The following is a 22,945-nucleotide window of genomic DNA, read 5'->3' on the forward strand; positions in this document are numbered from 1 at the left end:
TGATATCGTGCGGTTCGACAGAAGCGTCCAACGTTCATTCCGTTGTGAGGGGCGATATGCGTCTTGCTGATTTCATCGTACGGAACATGGAAACGATCCTGGTGCACTGGGAAGCGTTTGCCGCCACGTTGTTACCGGCCGCGAGGCACATGAACTCGCAGGGGCTGCGCGACCACGCGCGCGAGATCCTGATCGCCGTCGCCAGGGACATCGTGACGCCGCAAACGCGGGAAGCGCAACACGAAAAATCGCTGGGGCGCGCCCCCGAGCCGGCGAACGCCGGCGAGACGGCCGCCCAGACGCATGCCGTTCTGCGCGCCCGGCGGGGCTTCAACATCAACCAGCTGGCAGCCGAGTATCGGGCGCTGCGTGCCAGTGTGCTGCGGCTGTGGATCGACGCGTGCCAGCCGGGGGCGCCTGACATGGACGACATGATTCGCTTCAACGAAGCGATCGATCAAGCGCTGGCCGAATCAGTCTCTTTTTTTACCGACCAGGTCGAACAGGCTCGCAACCTGCTCCTCGGCATGCTGAGCCACGACATGCGCACGCCGCTGCAGACCATCCAGCTCACGGCGTCGTATCTTGCCGCCCTCAATGCAGGTGAGGCCGTATCGGAGGCCGCCGCGCGGCTGATTCGAAGCGGTGGCCGCATGCAGGGCCTTCTCGACGATCTCTGCGATTTCAATCGGACCCAGCTCGGGCTGGGCATCAACGTCGTTCCCCGCAATATCGATCTCGCACATGTGCTCGACAATGTGGTGGACGAGTTGCGAGCCGGTCATCCGGATCGTGAAATTACCGTCGATATGCGCGGCGATCTCCGGGGCGAATGGGACGACCAGCGAATGCAGCAGTTGCTGAGCAACCTGGTGAGCAATGCCGTCAAGTATGGCGCGCGCGATACACCGGTGCGGGTGGTGGCCACGACGACCGGCGCCGAGGTGGTCGTCGAGGTCAGCAACGGCGGGCCGGAGATCGATCCGCGCACGCTCGACCGCATTTTCGATCCGCTCGAGCGCGGGGAAGAGCCTCAGGGAAGGACGGGGGACGATGCCGGCCTGGGGCTCGGCCTGTTCATCGCGAGGGAAATCGCCAGGGCGCATCGCGGCCGGATCGAGGCGCGGTCCGATCAGACGGAAACCGTGTTTGCGGTGCGGCTGCCGAGAGGCGTATGAAGCGGGAAGCACGGGTCCGGGGATGATTCGCCGTCGGGCTTGCGGGCGGCGGTGGCGAGAGGCCGCTACCGGCCACGAACGGCCGTTCGACACAGCTTTTTAGATCGTCGGCAATCGGTGCGGATAAGGGCGTAGCCTTTAGCGGTTACCGTCGATCAGATCGTTCAGCAGCGCATCGAACGCGGCCTGTGCGTCTTCAAGTTCCTGCAGGGCGGCATCAAAGGTTTGCAGCGCGAACGGCGAAGGCTCGCCGCTGCCTTGCGGCGGAAATTGCTTCTGCATCGAGGCGAACGTACTCTGCACGCGCAGCGTGGCGGCCACCATGCGCTCCATCGCCTGGGTTTCTTCGGCTCGGGCCTGTTCCGGATTCATTCCTCTCTCCTTGGATGGTTTTCTTGAAGACCAGATCGTACACGCTGTGTCCGTTCTTGCCGCCCTTGGCAGAACGACTCCATTGAAGATTCCAACGGCACGCTGCGGGAGAAGCGATTTAATCGGGAATGATTCCGCAGTCGCGCCGAGGCCAAGATACTCATCGAGCGAGGCTATACAATCCCGCCGCAGGTCACAACGATTGGCCGCTTTGGATAAACCTGAAGGGCTGTTCAGGGTCGGCTGTTGGCGCCCATGTCGGGCAGCAGTCGGCCTAGACAGTCGTAGGCAATCGCTCTCAAGCAGCCATTCGAACGTCGACCGTACCTTGCCAAGGGACACACGCGTGCCAATCGTATCCGTCGCGGCACGCCACGCCCTGAACGCGAAGGCGCGAATATGGGCGCGTCCGATCGTCTTGGGACACGCACACCGGACACCGGTCGATGCCGTGGCGCTTGACCCGGAATGCGACTCGGTCGCCGCTCGCCGCTCGCCGCTACCGATAAACGGGCCGTGGCTGCGCTGGCGGGGCGACAACTAAATTGACGCGAGCAGAATCATGCGCCTGGCTAACTGTGCGTCACGCCACGAGCAGACAAACGGCAGCATGTACCTTAGACTCTTGCCGCAATGACCATTGAGTGGCCGGAGGCTTCGTCAACGAGAGCATCCGAGTCAGGGACGACATCGCCTTTGTCCATTTGATCAGCATCCGAGCGAGTCCCGAAAGGTTGGGCAACCGCATGTAAGCGTTGCTGCGGCAAAGCCGCTCGGCCGTCGCGGTGAAGCCTGTGAACGATAGAAGTATCTAAGGACGCTGTATGGCGACCAAGCTGTCATTTGAAGTTCTCGAAGTTTTGGATGCAATTGACCGGACCGGTACATTCGCCGAGGCGGCCGAGTTGTTGCATAGAGTTCCGTCCACGCTCACTTACCTTGTGCAAAAGCTGGAAAGCGACATGGACGTCGAGCTGTTCGATCGCAGCGGCAGACGGACGAGACTCACGGAAGCGGGTCGTGCTGTCGTGGAAGATGGGCGTCGACTTTTAGACGCGGCTCGACGCCTGGAGGCCAAAGCAAAAGGCATTCGAGACAGTTGGGAATCGGAGCTTCGACTATGCGTCGATGCAATCTTGCCAATCCAGTCCTTATGGCCGTATGTCCATGCCTTCTACGACCTGGAGATGAATACCCAGCTAAGTCTTTCCACCGAGGTGCTTGGGGGCGTGTGGGATGCCCTGGTTACGCGGCGTGCCGATCTCGCGATAGGGGCGTTCGGCGAGCCGCCGCATGCCGCCAATATTGCGGCCCGGCCAATCGGAACCCTCCGGCACGTTTTTGTCGTGGCTCCGGACCATCCACTCGCCCGCATCCCCGAGCCGTTGGAGAGCGAAACGATCGCAAGATATCGAGGTGTTGTCATCAGTGACACTTCTCGCGAACTGCAACGGCAATCTGTGGCCACCCGTGACGGACAGCCACTGGTCATCGTGCCGACGCTCGCAGCCAAACTGCAAGCACTGTGTGAAGGTATCGCTGTCGGGATGCTGCCTGATTTCGTAGCGAAAGAACCGATACACGAAGGCAGGCTGGTCGCGCGTCGCATTGTGGGTGTGCGCGAGTTCACGAATGGCTACCTCGCTTGGCGCGAGGACAAGGTAGGGAACGCTTTAAACTGGTGGATTGCGCAACTAGACAGCGCCGATCTGCTTGAACGGCTCTTGACGCCGCGTCAAGAGAGTAAAGGGCAGCCCGGGACGGCCACTTGCGCAGTCCGTTACTAAAGCGCGGAGTAACAGCCCATCAGTGCTAATGTCCGAGGATCTTCGCCGGTGCATGCAGTTGGACATCCGAAGATCAGCTTGGCACTGAACCTTGCCGTTGAGTTGCCGAGGCATCCAATGGCTGCACCGGGTCGAACTGCGACGGCCGCACATTGCAGAGCATTGGCCGGCCATGTTCGGCCAGAACCGGTCGGTCGGCAACAGAGGATAGGCTGTCGACGATCTTCAGCCACGTGACTCGTTTTGGTCCTTGAGATCACGTCGGGGCCTCCGAGACATGTGGATCGGTTCACAAATCAAAATTAATGTGCCAATATGGCCCGCATGGAACTCCGTAACGTCCCGAACCAATCTCGTCATCATCACGGTCGTCACTCGATGCGCCGTGGTTCGTTACGTCCATAGCAGGACATCCGGGATTGCAGTTTCCCCTTCCTGTACAAACGACCAAGGCGCCTACGGCGCCTTTTTTATTTTTTACCCCGAGGAGACTCTCATGACCATGATTCGCGGAACACGTTTCATCGTTGGCGAGGAAGCTGCACAAATTCGCGCTCTGGAAACCCAATTCCGGAGCTATCTTCATTAACGCTGGAGCAGAGGAGGCGATTGTCCCGGCGTTGTGGTCGCAAGATACATTCATTCAAAAAGCCGGGGGTAGCGAGATCATCGGCCAGATGTGGGCCTTTCCCGATAAGAAGGGACGCGCTTGCTGCCTGATTCCTGAGGCAACGGCGCTGTTCCAGGAGCGGTGCAGCGAGCTGCTGGGCCGACAACGGGAGCGGATGTTGTTTTATATCGCTCGATGCTACCGCTATGAACGACCTCAAGCCGGTCGCTACCGCGAATTCTCCCAACTAGGATTTGAGTATCTATGCCCCAACCCGGAATCCGCCCTCAAACGCAGTCGGGAGGTGGCGCTCGGCTTTTTTGATTCACTCGGCCTCCGCTATGAAATCGACGATTCGGCCCGCAGAGGCCTCAGCTACTATCTGAACGGTCGGGGCTTCGAAATACGCTGTACCGAACTCGGCGCACAACAGCAAGTCCTTGGTGGCGGTGCCTATCAGGAGGGCGCCGGTTTCGGCATCGGCGCTGAACGACTATTGTTAGCGCTGACCACCCAGGGACTTGCGTAGTGAAGTCCAATGCCGACGCGGCTTGCGGCCCGGGACAGTCGCAGGCTCCATATCGCTGCGTTGTCACGGAAAGCCATCTGTCGATGGGCGAATTTTGTCCGGCCTAAAATCTTCTCGATCGATGTACGGGCGGGTCAAAACCGACGGAGCGCTGAGTGACGGTCATCGCACAACTTTCCGATATTCATGTCCGGCCTCACGGCGTCCTGTATCAAGACGCCGTGGATTCCAATGCCATGTTTTCGGCGGCCGTCGATTCGCTGAACCGCATTCGACCTGAACCAGATCTCGTTGTCATCTCCGGCGACCTGACGGACGAGGGTACCGAAGGCGAGTATCGAAACCTTCGCGAACTGCTCGTCGAGTTGAGGCGACCGTTCGTGGTTCTGCCGGGTAATCACGACGACCGTGGCAATCTGCGAGCCGCGTTCCCGGATCACGCGTGGCTTCCGGACGAGGGCGCACTCTCGTTCGCGCTGGACGTGGGCGAACTACGCCTCGTGGCGTTGGACACCTCCGTTCCTGGGCTACATCACGGTGAACTGGGCGCCGAAACCCTGGCGTGGCTCGACGCTGAACTTGCCGAGCATCGCAATCGGACCGTGGTTATCGTCATGCACCATCCACCGTTCATGACCGGCATTCCTTATCTGGACATCTACGGGTTGCGAAATGCGGAGGCCTTTGACGCGGTTCTGGCGCGCCACGACAACGTAGATCGCATTCTTGCCGGACACGTCCACCGGTCGATGCAGACGCGTCTTGGGCGCGTCCCGGTACTTACCTGCCCGAGCACGACCACCCAGATTGCGCTGCGCGTTGAAGCGGACGCGCAGCCCGCTTCTTTTCTCGAACCCCCTGCATACATGCTGCATCGCTGGGCAGGTCGAGGTCAGCCAGCGGTCTCCCACTTGTGTTACGTGGGGCACTTCGAGGGCCCGTTCCCTTTCGCGTAAGCGCCCCGTCAACACACGGCGGTCGATGACGTACGAGGCATTGGCGCGGCATGGACGGGCAATGACCGCTTGTGACCTCGGAGCACGTGAGCGCATCAGAGTCGCCCACCGGCGCGGCGCATTGCCGCGCCGGTGGGCGCACTGCCCTCAATGCGCGTCGACGAGCCGCGGATCGATATACGCGTCGACGTCCTGCGACTGCTTGTACACCGCATTACGCACGTTGAACGCATTCGCGTTGCGCGTCGAGCCGTAGATCGAATCGAGGCCGTCGCCCTTGCGGAACGCACGCTTCGCGGCCGCCTCGTCGAGCAGGTGCGTGCCCTTCAGCAGCGGAAGATATTGCGCCGGCGCGAGACCGACACGCGCCGACATGATCTTGACCGCATCGGCCTGCGTTTTCGGATCGTTGATGTACGCGACGCAGCGATACCAGACCTTGATGACCTTCGCCCAGTCGGCGCGGCGCGCGGCGAGGCTCGCTGGCGCGACGGTGATCGCATCGTAGATCAGCCCCGGCGCATCCGCCGACGTGAAGATCGCCCGTGCGCCCGGCGCGCGCTTCAACGCCTCGCCGGCGTTCGGCTGCCAGGCGGCCACCGCGGCGATGTCGGCCGACGAACCGAGCACCTGCGGCAGCTCGTTGGTTTTCGCATTCACGAGCGTGACGTCGCCGTCCTTGAGCCCGTGCTTCTGCAGCGCGGTTTCGAGCAGCAGGTGGTCGACCAGGCCGAGCTCGACGCCGACCTTCTTGCCCTTCAGCGCCTCGACGGTGCGCAGCGGCGGCTTCGCGACGATCATGTCGTTGCCGGCCGAATAGTCGGTCAGCAGGATCATCACGTTCTTCGCGCCGGACGCGCCCGTTACCAGCGCATCGCCGTTGGTCGCCGCGACCGCATCGAGCTTGCCCGCGGAAAACGCGTCGAGCGACGCCGAATAATCGAACCATTCGAAGTCGACGTCGACGCCGGCCTCCTTGAACCAGCCCTTGTCGAGCGCGACCTGGAAGGCGACCCAGCCGGGCCAGTCGCTGTAGCCGATCTTCAGCGGTGCGGCAGCGTGCGCGGCAGGCGCGGCCCATAGCGCGGCGGCCGCCACGGCGGCGCCCAATGCATGACGGATGAAACGGAAGGACGGCAGGCGGCGGAACGCCGGGGCGGGACGGGTCATCGTTGTTCTCCAGGAGACCGGGATCGGGATCGTCGATACGGACCGTGCGCGAGCACATGGTCCGGCTGCGTGACCGGTTCCTGCGGATGCGGAACGGACGAGCGGCCACGGAGAGGCGCGACGGCCGTTGCCATCGCCAATCTCCCGGGCTTTTGTCCCGCCGTGTAGCACGCGTGCATCCGGTCTTGCGACCGGACGGACCCGCGCCGGGCTGCTCTCGGACCAGACGTTCGATGATGAACCGGAACCCTAGCACCCCTAAGATGCGACGCCGCCGCACCTCTCGGCGTCATGCCGAGCGAGAAGCGTGCCAACGGCGCGCGGCAAGGCGATTCAACGGCGGCGGGTGGCGCGCTGAAGTTCGATGAAGCGAGCGGCGAACAGGGCATGCAGTGCGCGCCGGAGCAGGTCGAGCTTGTTCATGAAGGATCGGATATGAGGTGACGGTGCATGAGTTCAGCAATGCCCATGCCATCACGCATCGGCCGGTGGGCGAGCACGCGATGCGCACTGCACCGGTGCGCGCTTGCGTGCGCATGGTGCGCCGCGCGCCCGCCGCGAGGGCAAGCGGATGCGTCGGTCATTCGGATGGCGTGCGGCATCGCGCCGCCGGGCCGCGTCGTGCGGTCATCGAGCGGCGGCTGGCACGCAACTCGCTTATTGGATGTCCGAGAGGTGCGAAGCAATTTGCATCATCTTCAGGATCGCTAGGGTTCCGGTCGTGCGGCGTGTGCCGCGCGATGCCTGGTCCGAGAGCAATCCGGTCTTGCCTTCGCCTCGACGAGAGGAAACGGCGAGGCTCCACGGAGGGATAAAAGCCCGGGAGGTCGCGATGTCGTTCAGTCGCCCTCTCACGCCTTTTATCCAACCGACCCCGGAGCCGCCATGTCGCCGAGCCCCCAAGCCATTCTTGCCCCGCCGCCGCACGTCGCGTGGGAAACGCTGATTCCCGCCGGAACCCACTGGTCCGGCATCCTGCGCCGCGGCCTCGCGCTGCGCATCGTCGACGTCGACGGCGGCGCGAACCTGTCCGCCGTCTTTCATCGCCAGGAAGACCTGCTCGAACGCTACAACATGGCCGATACGCTGAAGGCGCAGCACACCGCGCATCTGACGCGCGGCCATGCGCTGTATACGGACATGGGCCGCGTGATCGCGTCGATCACGGCCGACACGCTCGGCTGGCACGACCCGCTCGGGGGCGTCGGCGATGCGCGGCTGTTCGCGCACAAGTACGGCGCGTCGTCGTATCAGGCCGATCGCAACGCGATGATCCGCAACGGCCGCGACAGCCTCGTGCTCGAGCTCGCAAAATACGGCCTGTCGGCGCGCGACCTCGCCGCGAACGTCAACTTCTTTAGCAAGCTGGACACGCGCGACGACGGCGCGCTCGATTTCGTCGCCGGCCATTCGCCGGCCGGCAGCGCGTTCGACCTGCGCTTCGAGATGAATACGCTCGCGGCGTTCTCGACCGCGCCGCATCCGCTCGATCCGCGCCCGGACTATGCGCCGAAAGCCGTGAAGCTGATCGCGTACCGCGCGTATCCAGCCGAGGGCGCGGCGCCCGACGACGACCCGTGCCGGCGCGCGTGCGAAGAGAACACGCGCGGCTTCGCCAACACCGACCGTCTGTTCGCATGAGGAGCGAGACCATGCCGATCATCGAAAGCCGACTCGACCCGCGCGACGCGATCCACGACATCACGCTGAACGCGGGCGACCCGTGGCTGCACGACCTGAAGCGCGGGCAGACCTTCCGCATTCTCGACCTCGAAGGCAACCAGGCCGTCGACACGTTGTTCTACAGTACCGACGATCCCGAGGAACGCTACAGCGCGCAGGACACGATCCGCGCGCAGCGCAACCTGTACCTGAGCGCGGGCAGCGTGCTCATGTCGAGCCGCGGCAACCCGATGGCGACGATCGTCGCCGACACGTGCGGCCGTCACGACACGCTCGGCGGCGCGTGCGCGGCCGAGAGCAATACGGTGCGCTATGCGCTCGACAAGCGCTACATGCACAACTGCCGCGACAGCTTCCTCAACGCGATCGCGCACTGCACGTGCGGCGCCGGCGCGCGGCTCACCAAGCGCGACCTGGTCGGCAACGTCAACTTCTTCATGAACGTGCCCGTCACGCCGCTCGGCGGGCTCACGTTCGAGGACGGCATCTCGGCGCCCGGCAAGTACGTCGAGATGCGTGCGGAGATGGACGTCACGGTGCTGATCTCGAACTGTCCGCAACTCAATAACCCGTGCAACGGCTACAACCCGACGCCCGTGCGCCTCATGATCTGGGAGGCGGAATGAACGGCCCCCACGCTTACTTGCTTTGCATGGGGCCGGAGTACGCGCCGAAGCGCTACGCCGGGCCGACATGTTCGCCGCGGGAGGCAACATGAGATTCGCCAAAATCCTCGTCGCGAATCGCGGCGAAATTGCGTGCCGCGTGATCCGCACGCTGAAGCGCCTCGGCATCGCGTCGGTCGCGATCTATTCGGATGCCGACCGCGACGCGCGCCACGTGGCGCTCGCCGACGAAGCCGTGCGGGTCGGGCCCGCCCCGGCGGCCGACAGCTATCTGAACGTCGCGGCGATCCTCGCCGCCGCGCGCGAGACCGGCGCGCAGGCCGTGCACCCCGGCTACGGCTTCCTGTCCGAGCACGCGGGCTTCGCCGACGCGTGCGAAGCGGCGGGCCTGCGCTTCATCGGGCCGCGCGGCGATCACATGCGCGCGTTCGGCCTCAAGCACACCGCGCGCGAACTCGCGGCCGCGCACGGCGTCGCGCTGCTGCCCGGCACGGGGCTGCTCGACGACGTCGCGACGGCGCTCGCCGAAGCCGACGCGATCGGCTATCCGGTGATGCTGAAAAGCACCGCGGGCGGCGGCGGCATCGGCATGTCGCTGTGCCGCGATGCGGCGCAGCTCGGTGCGGCGTTCGAATCCGTCGTGCGGCTCGGCGCCGCGAACTTCGCGCATGCGGGCGTCTATCTCGAGAAGTTCGTCGAACATGCGCGGCACATCGAAGTGCAGATCTTCGGCGACGGCCGCGGCGGCGCGATCGCGCTCGGCGAACGCGATTGCTCGGTGCAGCGGCGCAACCAGAAGGTGATCGAGGAAACGCCCGCGCCCGACCTGAGCGCCGCCGAGCGCGACGCGCTGCACGCAAGCGCGGTGCGGCTCGCGCGCGCGGTGGGCTACGCGTCGGCCGGCACGGTCGAATTCGTGTTCGACGCGAGCACGCGGCAATTCTATTTCCTCGAGGTGAACACGCGGCTGCAGGTCGAGCATTGCGTGACCGAGGCCGTGACGGGCGTCGATCTCGTGGAATGGATGATCCTGCAGGCCGAAGGCGACCTGCCGCCGCTCGACACACTCGCCGTCGCACCGCGCGGCGCGAGCATCCAGGTGCGGCTCTATGCGGAGGATCCGAACAAGCAGTTCCAGCCGAGCGCCGGGCTGCTCACGCACGTCGCGTTTCCGGAGAACGTGCGGGTCGACGGCTGGATCGAGGCAGGCACGGAGATCAGCGCGCATTACGATCCGCTGCTCGCGAAGCTGATCGTGCGCGGCGACACGCGGCGCGACGCGCTGGCGGCGCTGCGGGCCGCGCTCGACCAGACCGGGCTGTACGGGATCGAGACCAACCTCGACTACCTGCGTGCGGTCGTCGGCTCCGACACGTTCGCGCGCGGCGCGCCGACGACCGCCTTCCTGTCGCGCTTCGCGTTCGCGCCGCACACGATCGACGTGCTCGACGGCGGCGTGCAGACCACCGTGCAGCAGGCGCCCGGGCGGGTCGGCTACTGGAGCGTCGGCGTGCCGCCGTCGGGGCCGATGGACGATCGCGCGTTCGATCTCGCGAACGCGCTGCTCGGCAACGCGCGCGACGCGGCCGGGCTGGAATTCACGATGGTCGGCGCGACGCTGCGCTTCAATACCGCGACGCTGTTCGTGCTCGGCGGTGCGCCGCTCGCCGCCACGCTCGACGGCGAAGCGGTGCCGTTCTGGCAGGTCGTGCGGGCCCGACCGGGCGCGGTATTGAAACTGGGCGGCGTGACCGGCGCGGGCGTGCGCGCGTGTCTCGCCGTCAAGGGCGGGCTGCAGGTGCCCGACTATCTCGGCAGCAAGGCGACCTTCACGCTCGGCCAGTTCGGCGGCCATGCCGGCCGCGCGCTGCGCAAGGGCGACGTGCTGCATCTGCACGCGGACGCCGGGCGCGGCGACGCAGGTGCGACGCTGGCCGCGGCCGACATTCCCGCGCTGACGCATGCATGGACGCTCGGCGTGCTCGACGGTCCGCATGGCGCGCCGGATTTCTTCACGCCGGACGACATCGCGATGCTCTACGGCACGCAGTGGACCGTCCATTACAACTCCAGCCGCACCGGCGTGCGGCTGATCGGTCCGAAGCCGCAATGGGCGCGTGCGGACGGCGGCGAGGCGGGGCTGCATCCGTCGAACATCCACGACAACGCGTATGCGATCGGCGCCGTCGATTTCACCGGCGACATGCCGGTGATTCTCGGGCCGGACGGGCCGAGCCTCGGCGGCTTCGTGTGTCCGGTGACGGTCGTGCGCGACGAGCTGTGGAAGCTCGGGCAGTTGCGGCCGGGCGATACCGTGCAGTTCGTGCGTGAGGGCGTGTCGGCCGGGATAGCGACTGCGGCGGCTGTGGAAGCGACACGTGACGTTGCCGCTGCCGCATCCGGCTCATCCGGCTCATCCAACGATTGCGTGCTGCATCGCGACCCGTCGGCCGGCGGCGGCATCGGCGTCGTCTACCGGCGCTCGGGCGACCGCAACGTGCTGGTCGAATATGGGCCGCTCGTGCTCGACCTGAACCTGCGCTTTCGCGTGCATGCACTGATGGGCTGGCTCGACGCGCACCGGTTGCCCGGCATGCTCGACCTGACGCCGGGCATCCGCTCGCTCCAGGTGCAGTTCGACGCGCGGACGCTGCCGCTCGACGCGCTGCTCGCGCATCTGCAGGCCGCCGAGCGCGAACTCGCGGACGTGGCGGACCTGCGTGTGCCGAACCGCATCGTGCATCTGCCGCTGTCGTGGGACGACCCGTCGACGCGCGTCGCGATCGAGCGCTACATGCAGTCGGTGCGGCCGGATGCGCCGTGGTGCCCGAGCAATATCGAGTTCATCCGGCGCATCAACGGCCTGGCGAGCATCGACGACGTGAAGCGCATCGTGTTCGACGCGCGCTATCTGGTGATGGGCCTCGGCGACGTCTACCTCGGCGCGCCCGTCGCGACGCCGCTCGATCCCCGCCACCGGCTCGTGACGACGAAATACAACCCCGCGCGCACCTGGACGCCGGAGAACGCGGTCGGCATCGGCGGCGCGTATCTGTGCGTGTACGGCATGGAAGGGCCGGGCGGCTATCAGTTCGTCGGCCGGACCGTGCAGATGTGGAATCGCCACCGCACCACGCGCGAATTCGAGGCCGGCAAGCCGTGGCTGCTGCGCTTCTTCGACGAGATCCGCTTCTACGAAGTCAGCGAAGCCGAGTTGACTGCGCTGCGCGCGGATTTCATCGCGGGCCGCGCGACGCTGAAGATCGAGGAATCCGTGTTCGATCTGCGCGAATACAACCGCTTCCTGAGCGACGAGGCGGAGTCGATTGCCGCGTTCAAGGCGACGCAGCAGGCCGCGTTCGACGCGGAGCGCGAGCGCTGGCGCGCGGCGGGCCACGCGGAATACGTCGGCGACGCGGAGCCGGGCGACGCGCAAGCGGACCGGGCAGCGGGTGCGCTCGACGACACGCAGCGGGCGATTGCCGCCGACGTGTCGGGCAGCGTATGGAAGGTGCTGGTGGAAGCCGGCGAGCGCGTGACCGAAGGGCAGATCGTCGCGATCGTCGAGTCGATGAAGATGGAGGTGGCGGTGACGGCAACGGAAGACGGCACGATCGAGACGATCGATTGCGCACCGGGCGCGGCGGTGGTGGCCGGCCAGCGGCTGATGGTGATGAAGGCGGGCGCCGCCGAGGAGGTCGCATGAGCACGACGGAACGCCCGGTTTTGCCCGGGTTGCACTCGATTGCCGCGCTGCGGGCACGCTACGCGGCGGGCAGCCTGACGCCGCATGCGCTCGTCGACGCGATCGCCGCGCATTTCGACGCGGGCGATCCGCACCATGCGTGGATCAGGCCGCTGACGCGCGACGAGATGATGCCGTATGCCGACGCGCTGGCCGGACGCGACATCGCATCGTTGCCGCTGTACGGCGTGCCGTTCGCGATCAAGGACAACATCGACCTCGCGGGCATCCCGACGACGGCCGGCTGCCCGGCCTACGCGTACACGCCGGCCCGCAGCGCGCCCGTCGTCGAGCGATTGATCGCGGCCGGCGCGATTCCCGTCGGCAAGACCAACCTCGACCAGTTCGCGACGGGCCTCTCGGGGCAGCGCTCGCCTTACGGCGCGTGCCGCAATGCGCTCGATCCGCGCTACGCGTCGGGCGGGTCGAGTTCCGGGTCGGCGGTGGCCGTCGCGCTCGGCGTCGCGACGTTCTCGCTCGGCACCGACACGGCAGGCTCCGGGCGCGTGCCGGCCGCCTTCCACGGGCTCATCGGGCTCAAGCCGACACGGGGCGTGCTGAGCACGCTCGGCGTGGTGCCGGCCTGCCGGTCGCTCGATTGCGTGTCGGTGTTCGCGCGTTCGGCGGACGACGCGCGCACCGTGTTCGCCGCCGCGCACGGCGTGACGGACGGCGATCCGTACGGGCGCGCCTGGCAGCCGCTGCTGGGCGCGGACGGGTTGCGCGCGCAGCCGGCGCGGCCGCTCGCGCAATTGCGCTTCGGCACGCCGCGTGCCGATCAGCTCGAATTCTTCGGCGATGCATCGTATCGCGCGGCTTGGGGCGCGGCGCTCGAACGCTTGCGCGCGACCGGCGCGCGGGTCGTCGAGATCGATTTCGAACCGTTCCTGGCCGCCGCACGGCTGCTGTACGACGGCCCGTGGGTCGCCGAGCGGCTGGCCGCGATCGGCGCGTTCGCCGCGCGCGAGCCCGACGCGCTGCATCCGGTGATCCGCGAAATCGTCGGCGGGGCGTCGCGCTTCAGCGCCGCCGATGCGTTCGCCGCGTTCGACCGGCTCGCGGCGCTGCGCGTCGATGCGGCTCGCGCGTGGGACGGCCTCGATGCGATCGTGATGCCGACCTCGGCGACGACCGCGACCGTCGATGCGCTCGAAGCCGATCCGATCGCGATCAATTCGCGCTTCGGCTACTACACGAACTTCGTGAACCTGCTCGACCTGTCGGCGATCGCGGTGCCTGCGGGTACTTGCGCAACCGGGCCGCATGCGGGCTTGCCGTTCGGGATCACGTTCGTCGGGCGTGCGCACGACGATGCGCGGCTGCTGGATCTCGCACAGGCGTGGGGCGATGGCGTTGTCGCCGTCGACGACGTTCGGCCGCCCGCGGCCGCGATGTCGGCGCGTGCCGCCGCCGCGGGGGGCGTGCGCGTGGCCGTCGTCGGCGCGCATCTGCGCGGCGAACCGTTGAACGGGCAGCTCACGCAGCGCGGCGCGCGCTTCGTCGCCGCGACCACCACCGCGCCGGCCTATCGCCTCTACGCGCTGTCCGCGGAAGCAAGCGGCGGTGTCGCCAAACCGGGGCTCGTGCGTGTGCCGAACGATGGCGCGCCGATCGCGGTCGAGGTCTGGGAGATGCCGGTCGACGCCTACGGCAGCTTCGTCGCGGGTATCGCGGCGCCGCTCGGCATCGGCACGCTGACGCTCGCCGACGGTTCGCGCGTGCAGGGCTTCCTGTGCGAGAGCGTGGCCCTCGACGATGCGCAGGACATCACGCGGTTCGGCGGCTGGCGGGCATACCGCGCGCAGGCGGCCAGCGGCACGCTGCAATGAACGCACGGTCGCGCGATGCCGCGGTATCCGCGCGACCGGCACCTGAAACGATACGGAGATTCCGATGACAACGACCCGTAAAACGACCGGCTGGCTTGCCGTGCGCCGCGAGCTGACGACGCGCGGCAAATGGACGCTCGGGCTGGCCTCCTTCCTGCTGCCGTTCGCCGTCTGGTGCCTGATCAGCTATGTGCCGTTCGTCTGGCATCCGCAGATGCGCATCACGAATCCGGGCAGCGTCGACTATTTCCAGACCGGGATGCAGATCGACCGCGACGTGTTCGACGACGAGCTCGCGCATGCGCGGGCCGCGCACGCGGCGGTGCCCGAGGGCGAGCGCGCGAATCCGGTCTACCTGCCGGCGCCGCACCAGGTCTTGCGCGCGTTCTACACGGCGTTCACGACACCGCCCGCGTCGCGCGACGGCGTGTGGCTGCACGAAAGCCTGTGGCACAGCATCCGCATCATCTTCTGGGGCTTCGTGATTTCGTCCGCGATCGGCGTGCCGCTCGGCATCGTCTGCGGCACCTTCAGTGCGCTCGCGCGGCTGCAGGAGCCGTTCCTGGAGTTCTTCCGCTACCTGCCGGCGCCGGCGTTCGGCGCGCTGATGGTCGCGATTCTCGGCATCTATGACGCGCCGAAGATCGCGATCATCGTGATCGGTACGCTGTTCCAGCAGGTGCTGATCATCGCGAACACCACGCGCAAGCTCGAATACGGGCTGTTCGAAGCCGCGATGACGCTCGGCACGAAGAAGCTGAAGCTGCTCACGCACGTCGTGATTCCGGGCGTGCTGCCGGATCTGTATCGCGATCAGCGCATCCTGCTCGGGTGGGCGTGGACTTACCTGATCGTCGCCGAGCTGGTCGGCACGAGCTCGGGTATCACGTGGTACATCAGCCAGCAGGCGCGCTATCAGCATTTCGACAACGTATATGCGGCGATCCTGATGATCGGGATCATCGGCCTCGGCACCGACATCGTGCTCGGGCTGCTCGGCCGCCGGCTCTTTCCGTGGGACCGCACGCTGAAAGCGTGAGCGCCGCCCGTACGTCCCCATCGACCGATTTCCGCAGAGGGCATCATGCAGAACCCGCAAGCCGTTCCCGATTACCTGATTCAATCCGACGCGGTGCGCGAGCGCTTCGCGCGGCTGAAGGCCCGCGACGTGATACTCGACGTGCGACACGTCGGCAAGCGTTTCACGACGCCGCAGGGCGAGTGCGTCGCGCTCGACGACATCAGTTTCCGCACGCACCGGCGCGAGTTCGTGTGCGTGATCGGCCCGTCCGGCTGCGGCAAGTCGACGTTGATCCGTATTCTCGCCGGGCTCGACGCGCAGACGAGCGGCGACGTGCTGCTGGACGGCAAGCCGGTCGATGGGCCGGGCGCCGATCGCGGAATGGTGTTCCAGGGCTATACGCTGTTTCCGTGGCTCACGGTGAAGAAGAACGTGATGTTCGGTCTGCGCATGAACGGCAGCAGCAGCGGCGTGGCCGAGCGCGAGGCGCTGCAGTGGCTCGATCTCGTCGGGCTGACGCGTTTCGCCGACGTGTATCCACACCAGTTGTCGGGCGGCATGAAGCAGCGCGTGGCGATCGCCCGCGCGCTCGCGAACCGTCCGCGCATCCTGCTGATGGACGAGCCGTTCGGCGCGCTGGACGCCCAGACGCGGGCAAGGATGCAGACACACCTGCTCGATATCTGGCGCAACATCGACGTGACGATCCTGTTCATCACGCACGACCTCGACGAGGCGATCTTTCTGGCCGACCGGATTCTGGTGCTGAAGGCGAATCCGGGCGGGGTGCAGGAGCTGATCGAGGTGCCGGTGCCGCGGCCGCGCGATTATTCGCAGGTCAATACGCCCGAGTTCGTCGCGACGAAGGCGCGGCTCGAAGCGCTGATTCATCCGCGGGAGGCCGCGAGCGCCGAGGACGACGGCATCAAGCCGCACATGATCCGGATGACGGACGTGGCTGATAACGTCGAATAGCGTCGAATAGCGTCGAGCCGATTCATTCCGTTACGCCGCGATCCATGTCGTACCGGCCCCTGCTGCTCGAGTTGACGACTTCACCGACAGCCGCACCAAAATAATGTCGTCAACTTGATTACACCCGGATTAATTTTGTCCATTCGTAGTGGACCTCGACTTCCCACGGTAAGCTGATGCATTCCTGATCGATTCTTCGGCTTGCGAGAGAAAGCGATGAAGGTAACCATTGCGTACATCGAGGAACCTCCGTTTGGGTGGACCGAAGCGGATGGCACCGCCACAGGTGCCGATCTCGAGCTCGCGGCGACGATCCTTCGGCAGATAGGCGTCACCCGGATCGAGTATTGCCCGACGACGTTCAGCGAGTTGCTGCCCGGCGTCGCATCGGGTCACTGGGACATGAACGTGCCGCTCTTCGTGACACCGCAGCGGGCCCATACCGTCGCGTTCAGCGTGCCGGTGTGGGGAATCGAGGACGGTTTCCTGGTACGGCCCGGCAACCCGAAGGCACTCAGGCGTTATGCGTCGATCGCCGAACGTCCCGATGCGCGCCTCGGCATCATTGCCGGACAGGTACAGCATGATTCCGCGATGGCGGCAGGCGTGAGCCGGCGGCAAATCGTCGTCTTCGAACAGCAAGCCGACGCGATCGCGGCCGTTCTGTCCGGCGTGATCGACGCCTATGCGAGCACCGCTTTGGGGAATCGAATCGTGGCGGGCCGGATAGGCAGCGCGATGATCGAGGCCGTCGCGCACGAGCCGGATGGCAACGGCAGCCAGCGGACGCCTCCGCTGGGTGCGTTTTCATTCAACCGGGAAAACCGGGATCTCCTGGCGGCGTTCAATCGGCAACTGCGCGCGTACGTCGGTTCGCCGGACCATCGCGCTCGCATGGCGAGATTCGGGTTGACGGCTCGCGAGATCGATCCAGCCGTCTCGCCGACAGGATAGGTCGCCGTTCGGCTGTGAACGGCAACCGTCCATTCGACTCGGCGAAATGGCTGAAAGCCGACGTCGATCAATCGAACCTGACCAGGTCCTTGAAGATCAGGCGCCCCCAGTTTTTTCCGCGCGCGTGTACCAGCCATCCGCCTTCCGACAGCCCGCCAAGCTGGATCGGCGCGAAACCGAGTTGTTCCGCAAGCGTACCCACTTCCGCCGCGGCCTCGTCATCGTCGCTCGCCAGAAACACGACTCGCCTGCCGCCGTGGACGGCCGGGTCCTGGCCAAGAACGCCAGCGGCCAGATGGTTGAAGCCTTTCACCAGTCTGGCGCCGGTGAACGCTTTCGCGACGAAGGCAGAGGACGGGAGACCATCCAGTTCGCCCAGCGGGGCCTGCGTGTTCATCGCGTCGATGACGGTCTTTCCGTTCCAGTCGGCCAGCGCTTTGGCGACCGCCGGGTGCGATTCGAAACGAACCGCCAGAAAGATGACGTCCGCCTTGACGGCCTCCGCCAAGGTGGTGGGAATGATCGTCGGTCCGATCGCGGCCGCGTCGGCCGTAAAGCTTTGCGGATCGCGCGTGGTTGCAACGGCCACTTCGATGCCGTTGCGGGCGAATGCCCGGGCAAGCGCATGGCCGATCTTGCCGAATCCGATGATTGCGTAACGCATGGGTTTCTCCTTCGTGTCCCGGTGTGCTCAGAGCTTGTAGCCGCCGCTCGCCTCGATCGTCTGGCCGGTCACCCAATGACCGTCATCCGAAGCCAGAAACGCGGCGACGGCGGCGATTTCCGAAGGCTCGCCGAATCGACCCAGTGCGATTTGCGCCTCCGCTGCCTTGACGAGGTCGGGATTCTCGCGAAAGGCGGCGTTCGCATCCGTTCGCGTGAAGCCCGGTGCGACGGCGTTCGCGGTGATGCCACGCGGCCCCAGCTCGATGGCGAGCGTATGGGTCAGCGTGTTGATCGCCGCTTTCGCCATCGAGTAGACGGGCGCCGCCGTGACGGGCTTCGTGGCGGCAGCGGATGAAATGTTGACTATGCATCCGCCATCGGCGAGGCGATCCAGCGCGGCCTGGATGATGAAGAAGGGCGCGCGGGCATAAACGGCCATAAGCGTGTCCCAGCTTTCCGGCGTCGCATCCTTGAAGCCGAGCCAGCCGGAATTGCCGGCGTTGTTGACCAGAATGTCGAGGGTCTTGCTGCCGTTGCGCCGGGTGAGCTCGTCGTCGAGTGTTTCGAACAACGCCGGGACGCTCGCCGGGTCGACGAGATCCGCATGGATCGCAAACGCGGTGCCGCCCGCTTTCTCGATCGCAGCGATCGCCTCGTCCGCGCCGGATTTGCTGGCGTTGTAGGTCAGTGCGACGGTCGCGCCGTCCCTGGCAAGACGTTCGGCGATCGCGCGGCCAATGCCGCGTGACGCGCCGGTCACGAGCGCGGTCTTGCCTTTCAGAGATTGAGTCATTGGGTCGTTCTCCTCAGAGTTGTGCCAGGCCGCCGTCGACAGCGACCTCGCTGGCGGTCATGAAGCTGCTGTCCGACGACGCAAGAAAGGCGGCCACCGCCCCGATCTCCGCGGGATCGGCCATCCGCTGCAGCGGCGTCAGCGCCCCGTAGGCCTTCTGGCCTGCTTCGCCGAGCGCTTCCTTGGCCAGTTCGGTCGCCGTCGCGCCGGGCGACAGCACGTTGACCCGGATGCCGGTGCCCTTCAGGTCTTCCGCCCAGGTCCGCGCGAGGTTGCGCACCGCGGCCTTGCTCGCGCTGTAGGCCGTGAAGCCGGGCGCGCCGGTGGTGCCGGCGCTCGACCCGGTCAGGATGATCGAGCCGCCCGCGCCCATTAGCGGCAGCGCCTTCTGGACCGTGAAGATCGTTCCCTTCACATTGGTGTCGAACGTGTCGTCGATGTGCGCGGCGGTGATCTGGCCGAGCGGAAGCGGGCTACCCGTCCCGGCGTTGGCGAAGACGATGTCGAGCGTTCCGCGCTGGGCTTTCACCGCCGCGTAGAGCCGGTCGAGGTCGGCGGGGTCGGAGACCGAGCCCTTCACCGCGCGGGCATGCGGCCCCAGGTCGGCCACCGCCGCGTCGAGCGCTTCTTGCCGCCGGCCGAAGAGGAAGACGAACGCGCCTTCGTCGATGAAGCGCCTTGCCGCGGCGCGGCCGATGCCGGTTGCGCCGCCGGTGATCACGGCGGTCTTGCCATTCAGTCTGTTCATGTCGTGCGTCCTTCGAAACAAGAGCGGGAAACCCGATTCTGGCGCGCTTGATTCATGAAGCCAATTGACTGAATATCTATAAATAACATCTACTTTTTAGATAGATCTATGCTCGACAACGTCACCATCAATCAACTTCGGGCATTCGTTGCCGTGTGTGACCAGGGAAGCTTTTCCGGAGCGGCAAGGGAACTGAGGCGCGCGCAGTCGGCGATCAGTCACGCGATCAGCGCGCTCGAAAGCGCCTTCGACGTGATGCTGTTCGAGCGCAACACGCGCAAGGCGACGCTCACCGCCGCCGGCCGCAGCCTGCTGCCCGATGCGCGCGGGGTGATCTCACGCACCGAGGAAATGAAGATGCGTGCGGTTGCGATCGCCGAAACTGGCGTCCCACAGGTGTCGATTGCCGTGGACACCTATTTTTCGCGCACGCACCTGATCGAATGCCTGCGCACGCTGCAGGCGGAATTTCCAACGGTTGCGATCAGTCTGCGCATGACGACCATGCAGGGCGGCGAGCGTCTGGTGCTCCAGGGCACGTGCGCATTGGCGGTGACGATCACGGACGTGCCCGAGCTGAGCCCGGGCACCATCGAACGGCATCATTTATTCGATGCGCAAATGGTGACCGTATGTGGGCCGGCGCATCCGCTGGCCGCCATGGCGAAGCCGATCCCGCGGGAGGAATTCGGCCGGCACATCCAGCTCGTCGTCACCGACAATCAGCCCGATGCGGAAAAGACTCAGCAAGGGGTCGCCAGTGAGCGCCAGTGGTGGGTAAACGATCTCGGCGCGAAGCACGACCTGCTCAGGGGGAGCCTGTGCTGGGGGCACATGCCGCGCCATATGGTCGACGCGGACCTCGCGAAGGGCACGCTCGTCGAGCTCCAGCGGCGCGCGTGGCACATGCGGCCCCTCACGTTCATGGTCTCGCAGCGGCGCGGATACGCGTTTTCCGGATGCGAGACGCGGCTGGTCGAACTCCTTGGCCAGTGTCCTTCGCAAAGGGTGCGAAGAGGGAAGTCGACGTAACCTGCGGCCGCGTTCGGGAATGGCGGCGATCGCTCATGGGGCGGTCGCGGTCTGATGGAGAAAGGCAAGGGCATCCGGGGGCAGCGTCGTCATCGGGCACGAGAGTGCTTGATTCGACCGCTCACCGAAACGTCACTTTGGCCATCGCCAGACGGGATTGCCCAGATGTTCGGCGAAGTAGTCGGACAACGCCGTTACCTTCGCGGGTCGCGCCCGCGCCGACGGCGTAACGAAATAGAGCCCGCCCGTCGTCAGCGACCAGTCGGGGAGAATGGCTTCGAGACGGCCATCGGCCAGATATTCGCCCGCGATGAACTCCGGCAGCTCGGCGATCGCAAGACCATCGAGCAGCGTCGGCAACAGCGCATCGGCGTTGGTGACGCATAGCGGGCCCGTGCGAGCTTCGTGAACGGCATCGAATTGTTCGTCGATGGCGGCCAGCAGCAGATCTGAACGGGGGCGATTGGCGCGACGGGAGGCATGCGGTCGCGTCGATCGTCTTTAGTGCCGGCAGGAGCTCCGCCGACCGTGCTCGGCTGCGAAGCGACGGTTTGATCGCCCAGCGGTTGCCGGCCGGAAGCAGCCGGCAGTTCCATCTCCGAACCTGACGGCCAGACGACTGCTCCACTCGGAAATCCGACGGTAGGTCCCTTTCCGGACCTCGGCCTTGGCAATCAATCGCCGATAAAAAGAAATGGCCGGCTCAGCATTCAGACCGGCCATTTGCTATTCGACGCTGAAAACGGAGAGGGTAGGTCAGCACGACCGTACCCAAGGGATGCTCATGGACCTGCGACCGGAGGTGTTCGCGCTGTCGCGAGTTGTCCTGTAGTTCATTGGGATACATTTGTGATCACAAATGTGATTATTTTCGAGATATCATCGATAAACACCCAATGTTGTGATCACATCATGAGTGACATGCGATGAACGACGCTTTGAGCGACTTCCTGACCCGGCACCGCATCCGTGAGGTGGAGTGTGTCATCCCCGACATGACGGGCATCGCGCGCGGCAAGATCCTGCCGCGCGATCTCTTCATGGCGTCGGGCGAGATGCGCATCCCCAAGAGCGTGCTGCTCAACACCGTGAACGGGCAACAGCCCGACAACAGCCCCTTCGTCGGCGATACCGACCCCGACATGGTCTGCAAGCCCGACGCCGCCACCGTGCGCATCGTGCCTTGGGCCGCCGAACCGGTGGCCGTGGTCATCCACGACTGCCTGGAATGGGACGGCCAGCCGGTGCAACTGTCGCCACGCGCGGTACTCCGCCGCGTGCTGGCGCTGTACGAAGCACGCGGTTGGCAGCCCGTCGTGGCGCCCGAGATGGAGTTCTATCTGGTCGCGCGCAATCAGAACCCGCACGAGCCGCTGCAGCCGCCGCTGGGGCGCACTGGAAAGCCCGAGGTGGGGCGGCAGAGCTACTCCATCGACGCGGTGAACGACTTCGATCCCTTCTTCATGGAGCTCTCCGCTTTCTGCGACCAGCACCAGCTGGGCGTGGAAACGCTGATCCACGAGGCTGGCCCGGGGCAGATGGAGATCAACTTCAGCCACGGCGAACCGCTCGACCTGGCCGACCGCGTTTTCCTGTTCAAGCGCACGGTGCGCGAGACGGCGCTGCGCCACGGCGTGTTTGCCACGTTCATGGCCAAACCCATGGAGGGCGAACCCGGCAGCGCGATGCACATCCATCAGAGCATCAACGACGGCGAAGGCCGCAACATCTTCAGCAATACCGACGGCACAGCCAGCGAACACTTCCACCACTTCATCGGCGGACTGCAAACCTATATCCCGCAGGTGATGCCCATGCTGGCGCCCTACGTCAATTCATACCGGCGGCTGGCGCCCTACATGTCGGCACCCATCAATGTGCGCTGGGGCCAGGACAACCGCACCTGCGGTATCCGCGTCCCCAAGTCGGGCCCCGGCGCCCGCCGCGTCGAAAACCGCGTGCCCGGCGTCGACGCCAATCCCTATCTGGCGATGGCCGCCACGCTGGCCTGCGGCTACATCGGCATGCGCGACCGGCTGCACCCCAGCGAGCCCACCGAAGGCAGCGCCTGGAACGTCGCCCACGAACTGCCGCGCCATCTCGAAAACGCCATCGAGGCCATGCGCGCCTGCGATGCGATGAAGGAGGTCCTGGGCGAAACCTTCGTCGACGCCTTCTGCGCGGTGAAGGAACTGGAGTTTTCCACCTACAACCGGGTGATCAGTTCGTGGGAACGAGAGCACCTGTTACTGCTGGTTTGAGGAGTCCGTC

At 65.5% G+C, this 22,945-nt stretch carries 18 protein-coding genes, 1 pseudogene and 2 riboswitches; of the genes and pseudogenes, 13 read left to right on the plus strand and 6 right to left on the minus strand.

Going from position 1 to position 22,945, the window contains the following annotated elements:
• Positions 1-56 precede the first annotated feature (56 nt).
• A complete protein-coding gene (locus HWX07_RS06615) occupies positions 57-1,178 on the plus strand; it encodes a HAMP domain-containing sensor histidine kinase (RefSeq protein WP_175876143.1) in 1,122 nt (373 codons plus the stop codon).
• 138 nt (positions 1,179-1,316) lie between these two features.
• Here the strand turns inward: HWX07_RS06615 and HWX07_RS06620 are convergent, their stop codons facing one another.
• Positions 1,317-1,550, minus strand: coding sequence for a hypothetical protein (locus tag HWX07_RS06620; RefSeq protein ID WP_011549124.1), 234 nt, complete (start codon positions 1,548-1,550; stop codon positions 1,317-1,319).
• Positions 1,551-2,374: 824 nt separating this feature from the next.
• Here HWX07_RS06620 and HWX07_RS06625 point away from each other — a divergent pair.
• The 3 genes from HWX07_RS06625 (at position 2,375) to HWX07_RS06635 (ending at position 5,432) form a co-directional block, all read left to right on the plus strand.
• Positions 2,375-3,337: a LysR family transcriptional regulator gene (locus HWX07_RS06625; RefSeq protein WP_175875681.1), complete on the plus strand. Its 963-nt coding sequence runs from the start codon at positions 2,375-2,377 to the stop codon at positions 3,335-3,337.
• A 527-nt stretch (positions 3,338-3,864) separates the two neighbouring features.
• Entirely contained in the window at positions 3,865-4,476 is a 612-nt protein-coding gene (locus HWX07_RS06630) for an ATP phosphoribosyltransferase regulatory subunit (protein WP_012336950.1), read from the plus strand.
• Positions 4,477-4,631: 155 nt separating this feature from the next.
• The gene (locus HWX07_RS06635) at positions 4,632-5,432 is read left to right on the plus strand and encodes a phosphodiesterase (protein ID WP_175875682.1); all 801 of its coding nucleotides are present in this window, start codon (positions 4,632-4,634) and stop codon (positions 5,430-5,432) included.
• 147 nt (positions 5,433-5,579) lie between these two features.
• Here HWX07_RS06635 and HWX07_RS06640 read toward each other — a convergent pair whose 3' ends face one another.
• Positions 5,580-6,602, minus strand: a complete 1,023-nt coding sequence (locus HWX07_RS06640; protein WP_012336948.1) for an ABC transporter substrate-binding protein — start codon at positions 6,600-6,602, stop codon at positions 5,580-5,582.
• Positions 6,603-6,741: 139 nt separating this feature from the next.
• Positions 6,742-6,866, minus strand: a riboswitch (guanidine-I (ykkC/yxkD leader).
• Positions 6,867-7,298: 432 nt separating this feature from the next.
• Positions 7,299-7,430, plus strand: a riboswitch (guanidine-I (ykkC/yxkD leader).
• 57 nt (positions 7,431-7,487) lie between these two features.
• On the opposite strand from HWX07_RS06640, the gene HWX07_RS06645 reads away from it, so the two are divergent.
• From HWX07_RS06645 to HWX07_RS06675, 7 genes are all read left to right on the plus strand, one after another.
• Entirely contained in the window at positions 7,488-8,243 is a 756-nt protein-coding gene (locus HWX07_RS06645) for an urea amidolyase associated protein UAAP1 (protein WP_012336947.1), read from the plus strand.
• 11 nt (positions 8,244-8,254) lie between these two features.
• On the plus strand, positions 8,255-8,911 hold the full coding sequence (locus tag HWX07_RS06650) for an urea amidolyase associated protein UAAP2 (protein ID WP_012336946.1): 657 nt from the start codon (positions 8,255-8,257) through the stop codon (positions 8,909-8,911).
• 88 nt (positions 8,912-8,999) lie between these two features.
• Positions 9,000-12,617, plus strand: coding sequence for an urea carboxylase (gene uca, locus HWX07_RS06655; protein ID WP_175875683.1), 3,618 nt, complete (start codon positions 9,000-9,002; stop codon positions 12,615-12,617).
• Positions 12,614-14,485 (plus strand): allophanate hydrolase, encoded by a 1,872-nt coding sequence (gene atzF, locus HWX07_RS06660; protein WP_175875684.1) that lies wholly within the window; start codon positions 12,614-12,616, stop codon positions 14,483-14,485. Before uca ends, atzF begins: the two co-directional genes overlap by 4 nt.
• A gap of 64 nt (positions 14,486-14,549) precedes the next feature.
• Entirely contained in the window at positions 14,550-15,524 is a 975-nt protein-coding gene (locus tag HWX07_RS06665) for an ABC transporter permease (protein ID WP_175875685.1), read from the plus strand.
• Positions 15,525-15,569: 45 nt separating this feature from the next.
• Positions 15,570-16,481 carry an ABC transporter ATP-binding protein gene (locus HWX07_RS06670; RefSeq protein WP_012336942.1) on the plus strand — a complete coding sequence of 304 codons (912 nt, stop codon included), beginning with the start codon at positions 15,570-15,572 and terminating at the stop codon, positions 16,479-16,481.
• 216 nt (positions 16,482-16,697) lie between these two features.
• A complete protein-coding gene (locus HWX07_RS06675) occupies positions 16,698-17,435 on the plus strand; it encodes a transporter substrate-binding domain-containing protein (protein WP_012336941.1) in 738 nt (245 codons plus the stop codon).
• Between the two features lie 67 nt (positions 17,436-17,502).
• On the opposite strand, the gene HWX07_RS06680 is transcribed toward HWX07_RS06675, so the two are convergent.
• The 3 genes from HWX07_RS06680 to HWX07_RS06690 are packed head-to-tail and all read right to left on the minus strand — an operon-like array spanning position 17,503 to position 19,642.
• On the minus strand, positions 17,503-18,099 hold the full coding sequence (locus tag HWX07_RS06680; protein ID WP_012336940.1) for an NADPH-dependent F420 reductase: 597 nt from the start codon (positions 18,097-18,099) through the stop codon (positions 17,503-17,505).
• A gap of 27 nt (positions 18,100-18,126) precedes the next feature.
• Positions 18,127-18,894 (minus strand): SDR family oxidoreductase, encoded by a 768-nt coding sequence (locus HWX07_RS06685; RefSeq protein ID WP_175875686.1) that lies wholly within the window; start codon positions 18,892-18,894, stop codon positions 18,127-18,129.
• Between the two features lie 13 nt (positions 18,895-18,907).
• Positions 18,908-19,642 carry an SDR family oxidoreductase gene (locus HWX07_RS06690; protein WP_175875687.1) on the minus strand — a complete coding sequence of 245 codons (735 nt, stop codon included), beginning with the start codon at positions 19,640-19,642 and terminating at the stop codon, positions 18,908-18,910.
• A 108-nt stretch (positions 19,643-19,750) separates the two neighbouring features.
• Between HWX07_RS06690 and HWX07_RS06695 the strand changes: the two genes are divergently transcribed.
• A complete protein-coding gene (locus HWX07_RS06695; RefSeq protein ID WP_175875688.1) occupies positions 19,751-20,674 on the plus strand; it encodes a LysR family transcriptional regulator in 924 nt (307 codons plus the stop codon).
• 132 nt (positions 20,675-20,806) lie between these two features.
• On the opposite strand, the pseudogene HWX07_RS06700 reads toward HWX07_RS06695, so the two are convergent.
• Positions 20,807-21,142, minus strand: a pseudogene (locus tag HWX07_RS06700) (LysR substrate-binding domain-containing protein); the annotation flags it as partial.
• Between the two features lie 458 nt (positions 21,143-21,600).
• Between HWX07_RS06700 and HWX07_RS06705 the strand changes: the two are divergent.
• Positions 21,601-22,935: a glutamine synthetase family protein gene (locus HWX07_RS06705; protein ID WP_175875689.1), complete on the plus strand. Its 1,335-nt coding sequence runs from the start codon at positions 21,601-21,603 to the stop codon at positions 22,933-22,935.
• Positions 22,936-22,945 lie beyond the last annotated feature (10 nt).

The sequence above is a fragment of the Burkholderia sp. BCC0097 genome (assembly GCF_902832985.1).
Taxonomy (GTDB): Bacteria; Pseudomonadota; Gammaproteobacteria; order Burkholderiales; family Burkholderiaceae; genus Burkholderia; species Burkholderia orbicola.